Source organism: Sorangium sp. So ce448, assembly GCF_051520915.1.
GTDB lineage: Bacteria > Myxococcota_A > Polyangia > Polyangiales > Polyangiaceae > Sorangium > Sorangium cellulosum_B.
The window spans coordinates 4,552,033-4,567,660 of sequence record NZ_CP150343.1; the positions used below are offsets into that span (position 1 = coordinate 4,552,033).

General features: G+C 71.6%; 11 protein-coding genes. 5 read left to right on the forward strand and 6 right to left on the reverse strand.

Going from position 1 to position 15,628, the window contains the following annotated elements; translation table 11 throughout:
• Positions 1-135 precede the first annotated feature (135 nt).
• From WMF45_RS17315 to WMF45_RS17325, 3 genes are all read left to right on the forward strand, one after another.
• A complete protein-coding gene (locus tag WMF45_RS17315) occupies positions 136-792 on the forward strand; it encodes a hypothetical protein (protein WP_437717981.1) in 657 nt (218 codons plus the stop codon).
• Between the two features lie 44 nt (positions 793-836).
• Entirely contained in the window at positions 837-3,041 is a 2,205-nt protein-coding gene (locus tag WMF45_RS17320; protein ID WP_437717982.1) for a protein kinase domain-containing protein, read from the forward strand.
• 100 nt (positions 3,042-3,141) lie between these two features.
• On the forward strand, positions 3,142-4,632 hold the full coding sequence (locus WMF45_RS17325; protein WP_437717983.1) for a tetratricopeptide repeat protein: 1,491 nt from the start codon (positions 3,142-3,144) through the stop codon (positions 4,630-4,632).
• A gap of 17 nt (positions 4,633-4,649) precedes the next feature.
• On the opposite strand, the gene WMF45_RS17330 is transcribed toward WMF45_RS17325, so the two are convergent.
• From WMF45_RS17330 to WMF45_RS17340, 3 genes are all read right to left on the reverse strand, one after another.
• Entirely contained in the window at positions 4,650-5,405 is a 756-nt protein-coding gene (locus WMF45_RS17330; RefSeq protein ID WP_437717984.1) for a hypothetical protein, read from the reverse strand.
• Positions 5,406-5,491: 86 nt separating this feature from the next.
• Positions 5,492-6,829, reverse strand: coding sequence for an NAD(P)/FAD-dependent oxidoreductase (locus WMF45_RS17335; protein ID WP_437717985.1), 1,338 nt, complete (start codon positions 6,827-6,829; stop codon positions 5,492-5,494).
• Between the two features lie 241 nt (positions 6,830-7,070).
• Positions 7,071-7,577 carry a DUF2505 domain-containing protein gene (locus tag WMF45_RS17340; protein ID WP_437717986.1) on the reverse strand — a complete coding sequence of 169 codons (507 nt, stop codon included), beginning with the start codon at positions 7,575-7,577 and terminating at the stop codon, positions 7,071-7,073.
• A 237-nt stretch (positions 7,578-7,814) separates the two neighbouring features.
• Between WMF45_RS17340 and WMF45_RS17345 the strand changes: the two genes are divergently transcribed.
• Positions 7,815-8,246 carry a response regulator gene (locus WMF45_RS17345; RefSeq protein WP_437552878.1) on the forward strand — a complete coding sequence of 144 codons (432 nt, stop codon included), beginning with the start codon at positions 7,815-7,817 and terminating at the stop codon, positions 8,244-8,246.
• A gap of 57 nt (positions 8,247-8,303) precedes the next feature.
• On the opposite strand, the gene WMF45_RS17350 is transcribed toward WMF45_RS17345, so the two are convergent.
• The 3 genes from WMF45_RS17350 to WMF45_RS17360 all read right to left on the reverse strand — a co-directional run bounded on the left by WMF45_RS17350 (position 8,304) and on the right by WMF45_RS17360 (position 13,899).
• The gene (locus tag WMF45_RS17350; protein WP_437717987.1) at positions 8,304-10,529 is read right to left on the reverse strand and encodes a protein kinase domain-containing protein; all 2,226 of its coding nucleotides are present in this window, start codon (positions 10,527-10,529) and stop codon (positions 8,304-8,306) included.
• Positions 10,530-10,619: 90 nt separating this feature from the next.
• Positions 10,620-12,011 (reverse strand): pyridoxal phosphate-dependent aminotransferase, encoded by a 1,392-nt coding sequence (locus WMF45_RS17355; protein ID WP_437717988.1) that lies wholly within the window; start codon positions 12,009-12,011, stop codon positions 10,620-10,622.
• 67 nt (positions 12,012-12,078) lie between these two features.
• Positions 12,079-13,899 carry a hypothetical protein gene (locus tag WMF45_RS17360; protein WP_437717989.1) on the reverse strand — a complete coding sequence of 607 codons (1,821 nt, stop codon included), beginning with the start codon at positions 13,897-13,899 and terminating at the stop codon, positions 12,079-12,081.
• 467 nt (positions 13,900-14,366) lie between these two features.
• Here WMF45_RS17360 and WMF45_RS17365 point away from each other — a divergent pair, with 467 nt between their 5' ends.
• Positions 14,367-14,789 carry a hypothetical protein gene (locus WMF45_RS17365; protein ID WP_044964995.1) on the forward strand — a complete coding sequence of 141 codons (423 nt, stop codon included), beginning with the start codon at positions 14,367-14,369 and terminating at the stop codon, positions 14,787-14,789.
• The last annotated feature ends 839 nt before the right edge of the window (positions 14,790-15,628 follow it).

Below are 15,628 nucleotides of genomic sequence, written 5' to 3' on the forward strand. Positions count from 1 at the left end.
GGTCTGCATCGGGCCCGAGTGTGACCGAGTCGCCCCCGTTCGAACAGCGACCTCCGGTCGTCGAGGGCCTCCCGGCGGACCGCGCTCGCCCCTTGCGCGCTGGCCCGACTCCGGGCAATCGTAGCGGCCCCAACGATGCCCAAGCCCGATCCGAAGGTCTTGCTTCGCCACGCCGGTGACTATCTCAAGGCGCACCCCGAGGAGATCGCGAGGGCGCTCCGCGGCGCGCTCCGCCTGCGGTTCGGCGTCCCGATCGATGCGCTGCGCTATCTGGCGCGAGAGCTCAGCGGCGGAAAGCGCGCGCCGAAGGACATCGTGATCGAGGCCGCGCCCCCGGGCCTGCGCCTCGCCCTGACGGTGAAGATCATGGGCGCCCCGATCCGGGCCTCGTTCACGGCCTTCGCCGAGGAGCTCGACGTGCGCGCGGAAGCGATCCAGGTCGGCCTGCGGATCGCCGACCTCAAGCTGCAGGTGATGGGCGACGAGGCCTCGCCGATCGCCGGGCTGATCGGCTCGGGGGCGATCGACCTGAACAAGCCGGGCGATCTCGTCTCCTTCATGCCCAAGCGGCCCGCCGCGCTGATCGACGCGAAGGGGGACAGGATTACCCTGGATCTCCTCAAAATCCCGGCCCTCGGCGGGAATTCGGCGGTCGTGCGGGCGCTGCGCATCTGCGCGCCGGTGCTCGGTGTCCGTGCGCTCAAGACCAAGGATGACCACCTGGACGTGCACCTCAAGGCCACCCCCTCCGGGGTCGCCGCCGCGATCGCCGCGGTGCGCGCGGGCGTCTGAGGCTCTTTCCGGTGGGGGCCGTCGCCCGCTAGACTTCTCCGTGCATGTCTCGGCTCCCCGAGCCCTCGCCGGCTGCGCTCTCGTTCCAGTTCCTTGCCGAGATCGCGTCCGGTGCCACCACCCGCGTTGATCTCTGCAGGTCGGCAGGTCCGCACCGGCCTGGGGAGCTGCTCGCCGTCAAGCGGCTGCACCCGCACTTCGCCGAGGATCAGAACGTCTCCACCCGGTTCCTCGACGAGGTGCGCACGACCGCGGCGCTCAAGCACCCGAACGTGGTCGAGGTCGCCGGCTGGGGGACGGACGAGCAGGGGTGGTACTTCGCCGTCGAGCTCGTGCAGGGCGTGAGCCTCGCGCGGCTCATGAAGACCGTCTTCGACACCGGCGAGATGTTCTCCGAGCGGCTCGTCGTCCACGTCGGCGCGACGCTCTGCCGCGGGCTCAGCGCGGCGCACGAGCTCCGCTCGCCTTCCGGCGCGCTGCTCAACCTCGTGCACCGCGATCTGACGCCGGGCAACGTGCTCGTCGGGTTCCAGGGCGAGGTGAAGATCGCCGATTTCGGGCTCGCCAAATCGTCGCTCCGCGTGGCGACGACGGCCGTCGGGGCGCGCCGGCGCGTGACGACGTACATGGCGCCGGAGCAGGCCCGCGGGGGCGCCGCCGACAGGCGCTCCGACCTGTTCTCGCTCGGCGTCGTGCTGTTCGAGCTCTTCACCGGCAAGCACCCGTGGCCGTCGACGAGCGACTACGAGCTCCTGCGGAGCATGTCGACGCAGCCAGCGTCCGACCTGCGGGAGCTCCGGCCGAAGATCGACAAGGAGCTCGTGTCGATCGTGATGCGCTGTCTCGAAAGGGACCCGCCGTCGCGCTTCCAGAGCGCGGACGAGATCCTTGCTCGGCTGGAGGGCTGGCTGCACAGCCACGGGTACCACGAGGGGAACGAGGAGGCGCTCGGGCGCTTCGTGCGGCGCAACGCGATGAGGCAGATGCGCTGGTTCGAGCGCGCCGTCACCGGCGGCTTCGCCGGGGTCGCCAAGGCGCCGCGCCCCTCGCTCTCGACAGCCGAGGCGATCCCGCGCCGGCCTTCGGCCGATCCGCGGGGCAGGGGGGCGAACGCCCCCGGTCGGCTCCGCGGCGGCGGGGGCGCGCGCGCTCAGAGCGACGACGCGACCGACATCGAGGCGCGCCGCGGGACGCTGTCCCGGTCGCCGACCGGCCTCACCCCGCGCGAGGCGGACGCCGCGGACGACGACCTCGACCGGCGCGGACCGATCGCCTCCGAGACGGTCGAGGAGGCGACGGTCGTCGTCGGCAGCAACGGCAGGGTGCGCGCAGATCCCGGGTCCTCCAGCTCGGGCGGAGCACGGCGCCGCAGCAGCCTGCCCTCGTATGGATCGCTCACCGATCGGGACAGCGAGCCGCTGCCGGTGTCGGGGAACGAGCTGCGCGCGACGTCCGGGAACGAGGCGACGCCCTCGATCTCTCCCGTGCGCGTATTCTCCGTGGATCACGACGCCGACACACCGCTCACGGCGCAGGGCGCGCCGGGAGTGGCGAGGCCGCTGCACGCGGAGGTCGACCGCCTCACGACCGAGGCGCTCCGGCTCCGCGAGGAGGCGCGCTTCGCGGTCGCCCACGCCGAGCGCAAGCTGGCGCTGGCCAAGGTGGCTGCTCACCTCTCCGAGATGGCCACCGAGGCGCTGCGCCTCTCCGCGAGCGCCGCACCGGAGCGCGCGTCGCACCGCCTCGACGAGGCGCTCGCGCTCGAGCGGGCGATGCACAAGGTGATGTCCGCGCCGCTCACGCTCGCGCCCGAGACGGCGGCGCTGCCTTCCGCGTCGGGCAACGAGCAGCGGGCCATCCTCGCCCAGCTCGGCCTTGAGCACCTGGCGTCACCCGCCACGTCGAGGCCCTCGGACTTCGGCGCGCCCCCGCATCGGCTCACTCCCGCGCCCGGGGACGCGAGCGCGGCCCTGCATCGGCTCACGCCGACGCCCGGGGATGCGGGCGCGGCCCAGCCGTTCATGGGCGCCGACCCAGCGAGGAGCGACGCGGCAGGCGCGCCCTACGCCGCGCTCGCCGTCCGGGGCGACGCTGCGGGCGACGCGATCGGCCTGCCCACCGCCGCGGACGCTGTCGCGTTTCAGGCAAGCCTCCGGCCGATGCTCCTCGGCGTGCCGCGCGCGCTCGCGCTCGCCGTCGCGGCGGCGGCCTTCATGGCGTTCGTCTTGCTGGCCTGGTTCTATTCCTGAAGCGCCGCTGCGCGCGCTGGCGGGGGAGCGCGCGAGCGCGCCCGACGCGCCGAGACGTCGCTTGATCCCGGCGGGGCACGGCGGCTACCGTCCTTGGATCATGAGCGAGCAAAGCGACTGGGTGCTGATCGGCCTGGATGAGACCACGGCGCGCCGGCAGGGGATCCCCGCGCGCATGCCGGTGCCTCGGGGGGAGTTCGAGGGGCTGGCTGACAAGGGGCTCAGCATCGACGCCGCCCGCAAGTGGATCAAAGACTTCCTCACGAACTCCGAGCCCGGCAAGAGCGGCGTCTGGCGCAAGCAGAACAGCACGCTCGTCTCGCAGTTCGAGGCGTTCCTCGACAAGGCTCCGGTCTGGGAGCGCGCGCAGAAGGCGTTCGGCGAGCGCGATTACGAGAAGGCGATCTCGGCGCTCAAGCGCATCATCACGATGGATCCCGACGATCACGCCGCGCGGCTGAACCTCGCCTCGGCGCAGGCGAACATGGGCGATCACCCCGCGGCGCTGAAGAGCTTCCAGGCGATCCGAAAGACGTTCCAGGGGGACGCCGACTACCACGTGGCGGTCGGGCAAGTGCACCTGGCGATGCAGAAGAAGGACGCCGCCCTCGACGAGATGGTGCTCGCGCTCGAGGCGAAGCCCGACTGCCAGCCGGCGCTCGACGCGATGGTCCAGCTCGGGGTCCTCCTGCCGATCTACGAGAACCCGCGCGACGCGGCCTCGCTCGTCTACGTGCGCTCCGACGCGGTGCTCGAGTACCTCGCGGGCCAGTGGGACGCGGCGCCGCGCGACGGCGCCTTCTATCTCGAGCAGCTCGCCTACCATGAGCGCGAGCTCCGCCACGACGTCGCGCTGGCTGCAGCGGAGCGCGCCGTCGCCGCCTCGGGCGAAGGGGCGAGCCGCGAGCGCGCGCACCTCGCGCGGATCGCCGCGCTCCGCTCGCTCGGGCGCACCGACGAGGCGCTCGCCGCGGCCGAGGCCTTCGTCGCGACGGCGCCGTCCTCGTCGGGCGCCTGGGTCGAGCTCGCCAAGTGCCTGTCCCATGCGGGCCGCGGCGCGGAGGTGCCCGCCGCGGTCGAGCGCGCGCTGGAGAGCGACCCAGGCGACCTCGCGGCGCTCTCGCTCCGGTTCTGGCCGAGCGATCCCGCGGACATCCAGAAGGTCAACGAGGCGATCCCCGCGCTCACCGCCTTCGTCGCGGCTCACCCCGAGAGCGCCGGCGCGCGCCGCTCGCTCGCCCGCGCCGAGCTGGTCGCAGGTCGGATCGACGACGCGCTCGCGGGCTTCGCGGCGGCCGTCGCGCTCGCGCCCGGGGACGACGACCTCCGGGCCGAGTACTGGACCGAGCTCGGGAAGCAGCAGCGGTACCCGGACATCATCGCCGACGCCGCGAGGCTCTCGGACCTCGCGAAGCGCGACTGGAAGCTGCGATGGAACGAGGCCGAGGCGTACGCCGCGCTCGGCAAGAACATCGAGGCGCGGGCGGCGTTCTCGGCCATCAACTTCGACGAGTCGCTGCACGTCGACGTGCGCCGCAGGGCCAAGCGCGCCGTCAAGACGATGGATGAGACGCCGCCCGTCGCGCCGTGACGCCGGGCCGCGCGCGCTCAGAGCGAGCCGGAGACGCCGAGCCCGACGGTGTCGCCCGTGACGATCGGCTTCACCGACAGGGCGACGTCGTTGCGGACGAGCTTCTTCTCCGGCGCGGCCAGGCCGCCGATGAACATCGCGGCCCCGGCGACCTGAGCCAGCCCGTCGACCATGAGGACGAAGACGCCGCCGCCCTTCGCATCGGCGGTGCCGACGGTGATGAACGGTCCGGCGAGCGGGATGTAGAGCGGGAGGTAACTCTCGCCGCTTCCGCCGCTCGCCCTGTCCGCGCTCTCCGCCACGAGCCCGACCATCGCCGAGAGGATGTAGGTGACGCCGAACGTCACGGCGCCGCCGATGACCAGGCCGCGGCGCGCCCTCTCCTCGACGCGGTAACCTTCCGGGACGGCCTGCCCTTCCTCGTAGTTCATGACCCTCGGGCCAACCGGATACGAGCCGGAAGGCGAGGCGTATCCCGGGGGCGGGGCGTATCCCGGGGGCGGGGCGTATCCCGGAGGCGGGCCGTATCCCGGAGGCGGGGCGTATCCCGGAGGCGGGTAGTAGCCGGGCTGCTGCCCATACGGGGCAGGCGCGCCGTACGGCGCGGGGGCCCCGTGGGGCGCGGGCTGCGGCTCGCGCGGCGAGGACGCAGCGGGAGGCGCCTGCGCGAAGGCGGAGGGGGCGCTGAGCAGGAGTGCGGCGAGGGGGGCTGCGCTGGCGAGGAGCGCTCGCCACGGGTGCGTCGAGGCGCCCTGTCCGGGATGGGTCGTCATGGTCAACGACGCTAACGCAGCTCCGTCGCGAAGGTCCAGACGAGCGCAGGGCGCCGGCGCGCGGCGTGTGTGCTCTCGGGCGGCGGCTATGCGCGCGTGCGCGCGGGCTCCATCGGCTGGTGCCTCCTCACGGCGCCACCGTCCATGCGCGCCTCGAGCGCCGGCGCGTGGTGGTCCTCCAGGAGCGGCGGGATCTCGCCCGTGATCAACCGCGAGGCGCGCTCGTAGGTCACGTAGGACAGGGCCCACGAGAACAGCACCAGGAAGCGGTTACGGAAGCCGATCAGGAAGAGGATATGCACGAACAGCCACGCGAGCCACGCCAGGAACCCGGAGAGCTTCAGCTTGCCGAAGTCGGCGACCGCCGCGGCGCGCCCGATCGTCGCCAGGGATCCCCGGTCGTTGTACCGGAACGGCAGCCGCGGCAGCCCCCGCAGGGTGCGCGCGATGCAGCGCGCGGCGTGGCGCCCTCCCTGGATCGCGGCGGGCGCCACGCCGGGCACGGGCGTCCCGTCCTCCTGCTTCAGCGACGCGAGGTCGCCGATGACGTAGATGTCCTCGTGACCCGGCACCGTCAGGTCCGGCGCCACCAGCACGCGCCCCGCCCGGTCGAGCGGCGCGCCGAGGGTGCGGGCGAGGGCGGACGCCGCCACGCCGGCCCCCCAGAGCACGGTCCTGGCTTCGATCCGCTTGTCGCCGATCGAGACCCCCTCCTCGTCGATGTCGGTGACGCGGCAGTTCGTCCGCACCTCCACGTTGAGCGCGGCCAGCTGCTGTCGCGCCTTCTCGCCGAGCTCCGGCACGTACGACGGCAGCACCTGCCCGGCCCCTTCCAGCAGGAGGATGCGGGCGCTGCTCGGATCGATGTGCCGGAACTCGCGCACGAGCGTGTGCCTCGCGAGCTCCGAGAGGGCGCCGGCGAGCTCGACGCCCGTCGGGCCCGCGCCCACCACCACGAACGTCATCCAGGCGCTCCGCCGCGCCGGATCCGGCTCGCGCTCGGCCGCCTCGAAGGCGAGGAGGACGCGCCGGCGAATCTCGAGCGCGTCCTCGACGGTCTTGAGCCCGGGCGCGAAGGCCGCCCACGCGTCGTTCCCGAAGTACGAATGCGACGCCCCGGCCGCGATGATCAGCTTGTCGTAGCCGAGCTCGCCGTCCTCGAAGATCACCCGCTTCTGGACGGGATCGATCGCCTTCACCTCGGCGAGGATCACGCTCGTGTTCTTCTGCTTGCGCAGCACGTGGCGGATGGGCGTGGCGATGTCGCTCGCGCTCAGGCCCGCCGTCGCGACCTGATACAGGAGGGGCTGGAACGTGTGATGGTTGTGCCGGTCGATCACGGTCACCCGTACCGGCTCGCGCCGGAGCGCCCGCGCCGCGTAGAGGCCGCCGAAGCCGGCACCGATGATGACGACGTGCTCCATGCCGTGGCCCTGGTTCCCGCACGCCACCGCAGCAAGAGCCGGAGCCGCAGATCTCCCGCTTTGACCCTGGACGTGCAGGGGTGCGCCCTCGCTCGTTCGCGGGAGGGAGGCCGCGAGACGGCCGCTCGCGATCCCCTCTCGTCTCCCTCTCGCCGGCGTCGCCGTCCGTTCGTCGGGCAGCGCCGGCGTCAGGCGCCCTAGGCGGTGCGCGGCAGGGACCGGCCGATCGCCACTGGCCCGGCTAAGCCGTTTTGCCCTGAGCGATCCACTTGTTCATGAAGACCGCGCTGACCTCCCACCCTTGCCGAAGCTCCTTTTCGGCGCTGCTCTCGAGCATGCCGCCGATGCCGAACACCTTCGCTTCGATCGTGATCTCGGCGATCCGACGCACCTTGTTGTCGCCGATGGCCTCGGCGCGCACCACGCCCTCGTTGCGCATCTTGTCGGCCAGGGTGCTTGGCGTCAGCTTGAAGGTCCACACGTTCGTCGCCTTGTTCAGCTTGCCCTCTTCGGTGTAGCGGAACCCGGAGCCGAGCAGCTTCTCGACGGGACCAGGCAAATTCATCTTCGGCTTCCCGGCCGACCTCCGGATGATCTCGGTCGCCGTCTCGACCTGCTCCGTGATCGTGAACTCGGGGAAACCGAGCTCCTTCCTGTAGAGCTCCTCGTTGAATGTCTTGTCCAGGAACAGCTTCCAGAACGTCTCGAGGTTGCAGTTGATCTCGTGTGTGAGGGTGAACTTGCCCATGGGATCGTTCCTTTGCGGTGCGCGGGGTCGATGACGTCCGGCTCCGCGTTTACCGCAGCCCGTACGTGGCGTCCATGTCTCGGCCGGGACCGCTGAACACGGGATCTGCGCTGGCGACGCGTCCGTCTGCGTTGCGCGCGCCACCGGCGCTGCGCACGCTTGCGTACGCGCGCTCCGGGCGATGCGGGCGCTGGCGGCGGGCTTCCAGCGCTTCTGCGTCCGTGCGATCATGACGCTGTGACGTGCATCCTCGTCATCGACGACGACGCCGCGATCCGAGCCATGTTTGCGCGTTCGCTCCGTACGCTGGGCGACGTCGAGGAGGCGAACGGCGGGGCGCCGGCGCTGCGCCGGCTCTCCGCGCGCAAGTTCGATCTCGTGGTGCTCGATCTGCACATGCCGCTGATCGACGGCTTCAGCGTGCTCGAGTCGCTCTCGGCCAAGGGAGCGCTGAACCGCGACACGCCCGTCTTCGTCGTGACGGCCGACGAGTCGCAGCAGGCGCGCATCCGCGCGCTGCGACGGCACGCGATCTTCCTGCTCTCGAAGCCGGTGAACCTCGCCATGCTGGTGTCGCTCGCCGAGTCGTCGCTGAAGAAAGCTGCGGCCCGCGCCACCCCGCCCCCGCCGCCCGACGAGGCGCAGCCCGAGAAGCCGAAGGAGGACTGAGCGCGACGCGCCGGCCGCGCGGCTGCGGGGGAGGCAGCCGCGCCCGGTCCGAAGGCGCTACCGCGGCGCCAGGTCGAGGGGAGGCGCAGCGGGGCGCGGCCGCGGCGGCGCCTGGCCGGGGACGGGCCCGCGCGGCAGCGTCGAGGCGGGCGGAGTCGCCGGCAGTCCGGGCTGGCTCGCAGGCCGTGGCGGAGGCCACCCGGTGACGGACGGCGTGGGCAAGGGCCCTGGGACGCGCGGCGCAGGGGTGGCCGAGGAGCCCGGGTACGGCGCCCCCGGCGCGGGCGCGGCGCCGGGGACGTATGCCGGCTGCGCGCTCGGGAGAGGGGTGGCTGCATCGGCGGGCACCGCGGCATCGGCGGGCGCTGCGGCATCGGCGGCCGCGTCGGCGGGGGCGGCCGCGTCGGCGCTCAGCTCGGCTGCGGCTGCATCGGTCGGGGCCGCGGCGTCCGCGACGGCGTCGCTCGCGACCGTCGACGCCGTCGCTGCCGCGTCCGGCTTCGCCGCGGCATCGGCGCCGGCATCGGGCGCTTGTACCGTCGGTGCGGACGCGCTGGGGTTGGCGGAAGGCACCACCACACCGCCGAGCCGTATGCGGCCGGAGCGCGCGAGCAGCAGGAACGCAACGGCCGCGACCACGCCGAAGACGATGAGCGCGAGCAACGCCACGCGGACGAAGGACCCCTTCGCGGGAGGGGACGCGCGGCGCTCGGGCGCGGACGCGACAGCGCTCGTGGGGCCGCCCGCGTGCGCCGCCGGACCGACGTAAGCCGCCGGCCCCGGGGGCACCGGCGGCCCCACGTGCAGCGGCGGCGGGAGCAGCGGCAGCGGCGAAAGCCCCGCCGGGAAATCGAGCGGCGAGCCTGCGCCGTCCGGGTTCGACTTGCGGGTCGCATCCGGGGTCGATTTGCGCGTCGCGTCCGGATTCGACTTGCGCATCGGATCGGCGTTCGCGCGGCGCGGGCTCGTCGGCGCCGGCAGGCGCGAGCTCGCCGGCCCCGACATGCGCGAGCTCGCCGGTCCCGACATGCGCGAGCTGGCCGGTCCCGACATGCGCGAGCTCGCCGGCCCCGACATGCGCGAGCTCGCGGGGCCTGCCGGGGACGAGGGCGGCGCTGCGTCGGCCACGCCCCCGCCCTCCGTCGACTCCGGGCCGTCCTGCAGGATCGGCAGCATGGAGATGCGCCGCAGCATCACCTCGGTCGCGTCCTCGGGGCGCGAGGCCTGCGGCTTCTGAGGGTGGGCGCGCTCGGCGAGGATCCGGTCGAGCTCGTCGAGCGCCTGATCGATCCGCTCCTTGCGCGCCTCGGCGACCCCGGGGAGCAGATCGCGCACGAGCTGGCCGACCTGTTTGTCGGTGTAGCTCTCGCGGACCGCGGCGCTCACCTGCTCGAGATCGCGGCGCAGCTCCGCGGCCGTCTGGTACCGCTCGTTCGGGTTCTTGGCGAGCGCGCGCATGATGATGCGGTCGAGCTCCGGGTGGACCTCGGGCATGATCTCGCGCGGCGGCTGCGGGTTGCGGTTGGCGATCTGCTGCATCGCCTCCAGCGGGCCCTTGCCCCGGAACGGCGTGTGACCCGTCACCAGCAGGTAGAGCAGCACGCCCATCGAGAAGAGATCGCTGCGGCGGTCGAGCGTCCCGCCCATGACCTGCTCGGGCGAGAAATACCCCGTCTTGCCCTTGATCGCGCCGACGCGGCTGGTCTGCGCGCGCGCCCGCGTCTTCGCGACGCCGAAGTCGACGACCTTGACCATGCCGTCGAACGTCACCATCACGTTCTCCGGCGTGACGTCGCGGTGGATCAGGTTGAGGAGCTCGCCCGTGTCGTCGCGGACCTCGTGCGCCGCGTGCAGCCCGGCGCACGCGTCGATCATCACGTGGAGCACCCAGCCGAGCGGCAAGAGCGCGCGCTTCGCCTTCTGGTTCGAGAAGATCTTCGCGATCGGGGCGCCGTCGATCCACTCCATCGCGAGGTACGGCCGATCGCGGACCTCGCCGTACGCGAGGATGTGCACGACGTTCGGGTGGAGGATCCGCGACGCGGTGCACGCCTCGTCGAGGAACATCGCCCGCGCGTCGTCATCCCCGCGCATCGCGTCCGACAGCAGCTTGACGGCGACGATCTGGACGGAGCCGTTGGGCCGCCTGAGCCGCGCAGCCCACACGGCGGCCATGCCGCCCACGGCTGCAGGGAACAGCAGCTCGTAGGGGCCGATCGTATCGCCCGGCTGGAAGTTCCCCGGGTCGTCGTCGTTCCAATCACTCCACGGATCTTTGGCCACGCGCTCCCCCACCATGTCGGAAGACGTGCAGCGCGACAAGACCTGGCGCTCGGCCCCGTCTTCCCGCTCCCCTGCGCGGCGCCGCCGGTGTCAGGCCCGGCGACGCTCGCCTACCATGCGCTCGAGCCGCCCGAGCGCCCGGACGAGGACGTCCTCGCTCGGGCCGAAAGAAAAACGGACGTGGTGGCGGAACCGCGACGGCCGCCCCGCCCGGCGCTTGCCGGGGTTGACGTCGAAGAACTCGCCCGGCACGACGATGATCCGCTCCCCGAGGGCCGCCCGGAAGAAGCCGTAGCCGTCGGAGAGCCCCGGGGGCAGATCCGCGACCGAGCCCCAGACGTAGAACGTGCCCTCGGGCTCCGCGTCGACCGTGACGCCGATCCTGCGCAGCCCCTCGAGCATGATCTCCCGCTTGTGCGAGAACGTCCGGTGGATGGCCGTCGTCTCGGCGCGGGTGTGCTCGATGGTAAGCAGCTCTGCCGCGGCGCGCTGCATCGGCTTGGAGCCGCCGCCGTCGAGGAAGCTGCCGGCGCTCGCCACCGCCTCGATGACCTCGCGCGGCCCCAGCGTCCAGGTGACGCGCCAGCCGGGGTAGCGCCAGTTCTTGGTCAGGCCGTCGAAGATCACGACCGGATCGCGGTCGACCTCCTCGACATAGCGCGCGGCGCTCTCCATCGGGGCGACGTCGCCCATCCCGTAGATGTAGTGCGAGTAGAACTCGTCGAGCAGGAGCGCGCAATCGAGCTCCTTCGCGGTGCGGACCCAGGCGGCGAGCTCTTCGCCGCGCACGTGCTTCCCGGTCGGGTTGCAGGGGTTCGAGGCGAGGATCGCGCTCAGGCCGCGGCCCAGGATCTCGCGGCGCAGGTCGCCGACGGAGAACGAGTAGCCGCGTTCGCCCTCCAGCAGGATCGGGATCGGCGAGAACAGCCGGAAGACGTCGAGCAGCTCCTCGTAGGCCGTGTAATCGGGGAGGAAGTGGCCGAGGTTGATCTGCCCGAGCGCCGCCGCGGCGCGGGTGAGGGCGATGCGACCCCCGCCCGACACCGCCACGTTCTCGGCCGTGTAGCGCGACGGCATGCCCCGCCGGTACGCGCGGTTGTAGAGCGACGCGATCGCCTCGCGCAGCTCCCAGAGGCCGGCCACGGGCGCGTATTCCTGGTCGTCTCCGGAGATCGGCACCGACGCGCAGCGCGCGGGCGAGCCCGGGAGCGGGCCCGTCTCCGGCTGGCCCTGCCCGAGGTTGCACCAGCCGTCCGTCCCCTCGTCGGCGCCCGCCTTGAACCCGAGGCGCGCGGCCTCGGTCGTCACGTAGATGACGCCCGTCCGCGGGACCTTCCGGAAAGCGTGGACCGCCCGGTCGTCGCCGCGCGGCGGGGCCGGCGTGTTCCCCCGGTCGGCCGCCGCCCCAGGATCGCTGGGCCGGGCCTCGTCTCCCTGGAGGTCGCTTCGCTCGTCGGGATGCTCTCGCTCTGCTTCTGTCATCGTTTGTTTCCAGGCAACTCTGGGCATGGGAGGCGCTGCCGTGGCGACCCAGCAGGAGGCGAGCGCCTCAGGCCTGCTGGGCCGTCGGCTTTCCGCCGTCCTCGCTCGCCGGCTCGGGCTGCCGCGCCCACGGCATCGTCTTACCCGAGAAGATCCAGAGCAGGTAATAGCAGAAGGCGAGTGAGACAGCGGTGAGCGCCGTGTACTTGTCGTCGTTGTAGTTGAACGTGATCCAGATGAACTGGCTGAGCGCCGCCAGGCCGAACAGGGGGACCTCGATCTGGCGTTTCACCCGGGTGAGCGGCGCGCTCAAGATCATGAATGAATAGTAATAACAGGTCAGCTGCGAGAGCAGGATGACGAAGATCTGGGCGAGGCACTGGGCCACCCACAGCGAGCGGACCCGCCGGCACACGTAGATGAAGCCCGCCAGGCTCGCGGCGATGATCCCATAGGCGATCCAGCGGTATTTCGCGTAGCGCTCGTTGCGCATCCGCTTCCAGACCTCGAACGGATCGACGAGCTTCGTGTCCTTCGTGTACTTCATGCGGCCGGACTCGACGCCCGTACCGGGCTGGTGGCCGACGAGCACGCGGAGGCCCATGTGGTTCGTCAGCGGCGTCTGGTCGTGCACCTTGAGCGTGTGCTCGTAGAACTGCCGGTACGAGTCCGTGCCCGAGACCTTCATGCTCACCGGAACGAGCACGGCGGCCGCGAGGACGCCGCCGATCAGCACCTGCACGTGCGATCTCGCCATGCGCTTGTGGCGGACGAGGTGAATCCCGGCGACGGTGAGCCAGCCGATCACGGGCAGGCCCGGGAAGATGCGCAGGAGGCCCGCGTAGACCATGCTCGCGCCCGCGAGCTTGAAGTAGCGCTTCCGGATGAGGCAGGCCGAGAGGACCAGGTAGAAGAGCCAGTCCTGCCGGAGGAACGCGCCGCCCGTCCAGTAGAACGGCGCCGACGACTGGCAGCCCCAGAAGATCGCCGCGACGGCGAAGACCCGCCACCCGAAGGCCCAGTAGAGGGCAGCGAACATCCCGAGCAGATAGAAAATATCGAAGCTGGCGAGGAACTGGAGGTAGCGGGTGCTGGCCGGCTGGAGGTCCGCCCAGAACTTACCCATGATCGTCCAGACCGGCGGCGGGTTGTAGCCGTGGTCCTTCTGCATGTCCTCCCAGTAGCCCTTGTCCGAGGCTGTCCGGAAGAACTGCACGTCGGCCTTGAACGCGTCCCAGCGCTCCGGTGAGAAGTGCGTCTTGCAGATCTCGGGCGTGCTGAGCACCTCGCTCGCCGGCATGAGGAGGTTGTCGCCACCGAGGTTCCGGATCTTCTTGTCCGGGTGGCGCACCTCCTTCGCCATGTCCAGCTTGACCTGCCGCCCGGTGTCCTCGTTCGTGTACGTGACGAGCCCCAGCTCGTCCTGCGCGATCAGCGCGCATTTGTAGAGGCCGTCGTACCCCATCTCCGGGAAGTACTTGGCCCCCATGTAATAGTGGAACTGATCCCAGCGGTGGTAATACTTGGGATAGCCGAAGCGGAAGCCGTTGAAGTACGCGATGATGGCGGCGACACCGAGCGCCACGCCTGCGAACCGCTTCCAGCGCTCCGCGATCGGCCGGCGCATCCCCTCGCGGTGCGTCTCGTAGAAGACGCAGAGCGCGGCGCCCATCGCGATCGCCACCTTCGCCATGTCCACGGCGCGGGCGTGCTCGTCGATGTACCGGTCCAGACCATAGAAGAAGAGCGCGACGCCCGCGGCGACCGTGCTGTACCGCGCGAGCACGCGGAGCCGCGACGGGGCGAACCAGTTGAGCGCGAACGCGACGCCGAAGTAGGCGCAGAGCGCGATGACGATCTCGATGACTTGTTGTGACGTGAGCTTCATTGCCTGCGGTTCGGATCGGGATCGAGGTGACGCGGGACGCGCCGGCGGGCCTCTTCGCCGGCCTTCCGCGGCAGCGCGCCCGGCGTCGGGCGCTGCTGCCGCCGCCCCGACCCGCCGCTGCGGGCTGGACTGGAGCCCGTCGGCCGGGGCGACGCCGTAGGTGCAGGGCGCACCCCGTCCCGGACGGGCTCCACGGGGGAGGCGGGGGCCACCTTAGCCGAAATCCCAGGAGTGTGGCGCTCTCGTTGTGGTCGCCATGGGCATCGGCGAGCGTACCCAGGTGGCGTGCGTGGGACCGGTGTGACCGGGGCGGAGCCGTGTCGGCTCGACGTGCTGCGCAATTGAGCGGGCTTCCTCCGCCGAGCAGAGCTCGTGTATCGTCTCCCTTCGTGTCGAACGATAGTTTCTCTTCCGCTTCTTCGGGGGGCTCGGAGCGAGAGGGGGCCCGTGGCCCCTACGGTTTTCTCGTGCGGGTCGACGGCGCGCCGCCGCTCTGGTGCCGCGAGGTGCGGGGCTTCCACCGCGCCGCCGTCGCCGCGGCCGATCCTGACGCGCTGCCTCCCGCGCAGCTCGTGCTCGTCGGCCTCGACGAGGCGGCGCGCGCGTGGCTCGCGTCGTGGGCCGAGGACAGCGAGCGCGTGCGGCGCACGCTGACGATCCGCCGGCTGCTCGACGACCGGGAAGCCACCGCGGTCGTGACGCTGGCGTCGTACGGCTATGGAGTCAACACCGCGCTCGCGGTGGAGTCGGTCGTGGTGCCCGGGGGCGACGGCCCGGCGGCGATCCTGCGCAGCGGGGTCCACACGAAGGAAGAGATCGACGCGATGCTCGCGGTCCTCGCCACGGCGCTGCCGGAGGGCGAGGAGGCGAGCTGGTTCGCACACGTCTGACGCGCGCGGGGCCCGGTCACGGCGCGCCGATCCGCCGCGCGACGTCCCTGCCGTTGTTCCACCGGACCTGTTCCGACGGCTGCGCGTTTGCGTCCGGCACGTCGTCTCGCCGGAGCGCGCTGCGCCTCGTCCTGCCGAGACGCGCCTTTCACCTCGCCCTGCCTGGCTGGTCCTCCGGTGACGCCTGCCCGGCCGCGCGCGGTGTGCGGTGTGCCTTGTCGACCGACGCCTGCCCGGCTGCGCCGCGAGACGCGGTGGGAGCGGTGGGACGATGCGGACCGTGGGTGGACATGGATGGAATGGAAGAGAATCGCTTTCGATGTTTCGGTGCGTGAGCCCCTTGCTCGCCTGAACAGCGGTGATACGCTGGTCCTCGGCCTCGGACGGAGCATCAGCTCCAGGATGGTCCTGCCGTGGAGCACCACGGTGCCGGGGTCGACACCAGATCGGCGGGCTCTCCGCTGATCCGCAATCGAACACCCTTGCCATGCCGGACGATCTCTTTCGATCCGGCGCGGGGTGCCGGCAAGCCGGAGGAGGGATGGACACCATGCACAGTACCAGTGGCTCTTCTATACCGGAGGCTGGGAACGGCTGACCCTCGTGGAGCGTGGACGCAGGGTCATCGGGGCCTTGCAAACGCTTCCGCGCTCGGCCAGGTCCGGCGCTCGTTAACCTGTTGACTGCCATAGCGACCTCCGCGAGGCCGGCAGAGAGGGAATCGAGGAAGACTCAGGTCTTTCGGCAACGATTCTCACCGGTGCTCCGGGGCTGAACGCTCGTCGCGATGGGACAGGGGGGCGCCGCACAGGCGGGATCAAGCGGGGTCCAGAAGGCCT

Coding starts and splice junctions, on each gene's coding strand:
- WMF45_RS17315 (WP_437717981.1), top strand. CDS start 136: ATGCCCAAGCCCGATCCGAAGGTCTTGCTTCGCCACGCCGGTGACTAT.
- WMF45_RS17320 (WP_437717982.1), top strand. CDS start 837: ATGTCTCGGCTCCCCGAGCCCTCGCCGGCTGCGCTCTCGTTCCAGTTC.
- WMF45_RS17325 (WP_437717983.1), top strand. CDS start 3,142: ATGAGCGAGCAAAGCGACTGGGTGCTGATCGGCCTGGATGAGACCACG.
- WMF45_RS17330 (WP_437717984.1), bottom strand. CDS start 5,405: ATGACGACCCATCCCGGACAGGGCGCCTCGACGCACCCGTGGCGAGCG.
- WMF45_RS17335 (WP_437717985.1), bottom strand. CDS start 6,829: ATGGAGCACGTCGTCATCATCGGTGCCGGCTTCGGCGGCCTCTACGCG.
- WMF45_RS17340 (WP_437717986.1), bottom strand. CDS start 7,577: ATGGGCAAGTTCACCCTCACACACGAGATCAACTGCAACCTCGAGACG.
- WMF45_RS17355 (WP_437717988.1), bottom strand. CDS start 12,011: ATGACAGAAGCAGAGCGAGAGCATCCCGACGAGCGAAGCGACCTCCAG.
- WMF45_RS17360 (WP_437717989.1), bottom strand. CDS start 13,899: ATGAAGCTCACGTCACAACAAGTCATCGAGATCGTCATCGCGCTCTGC.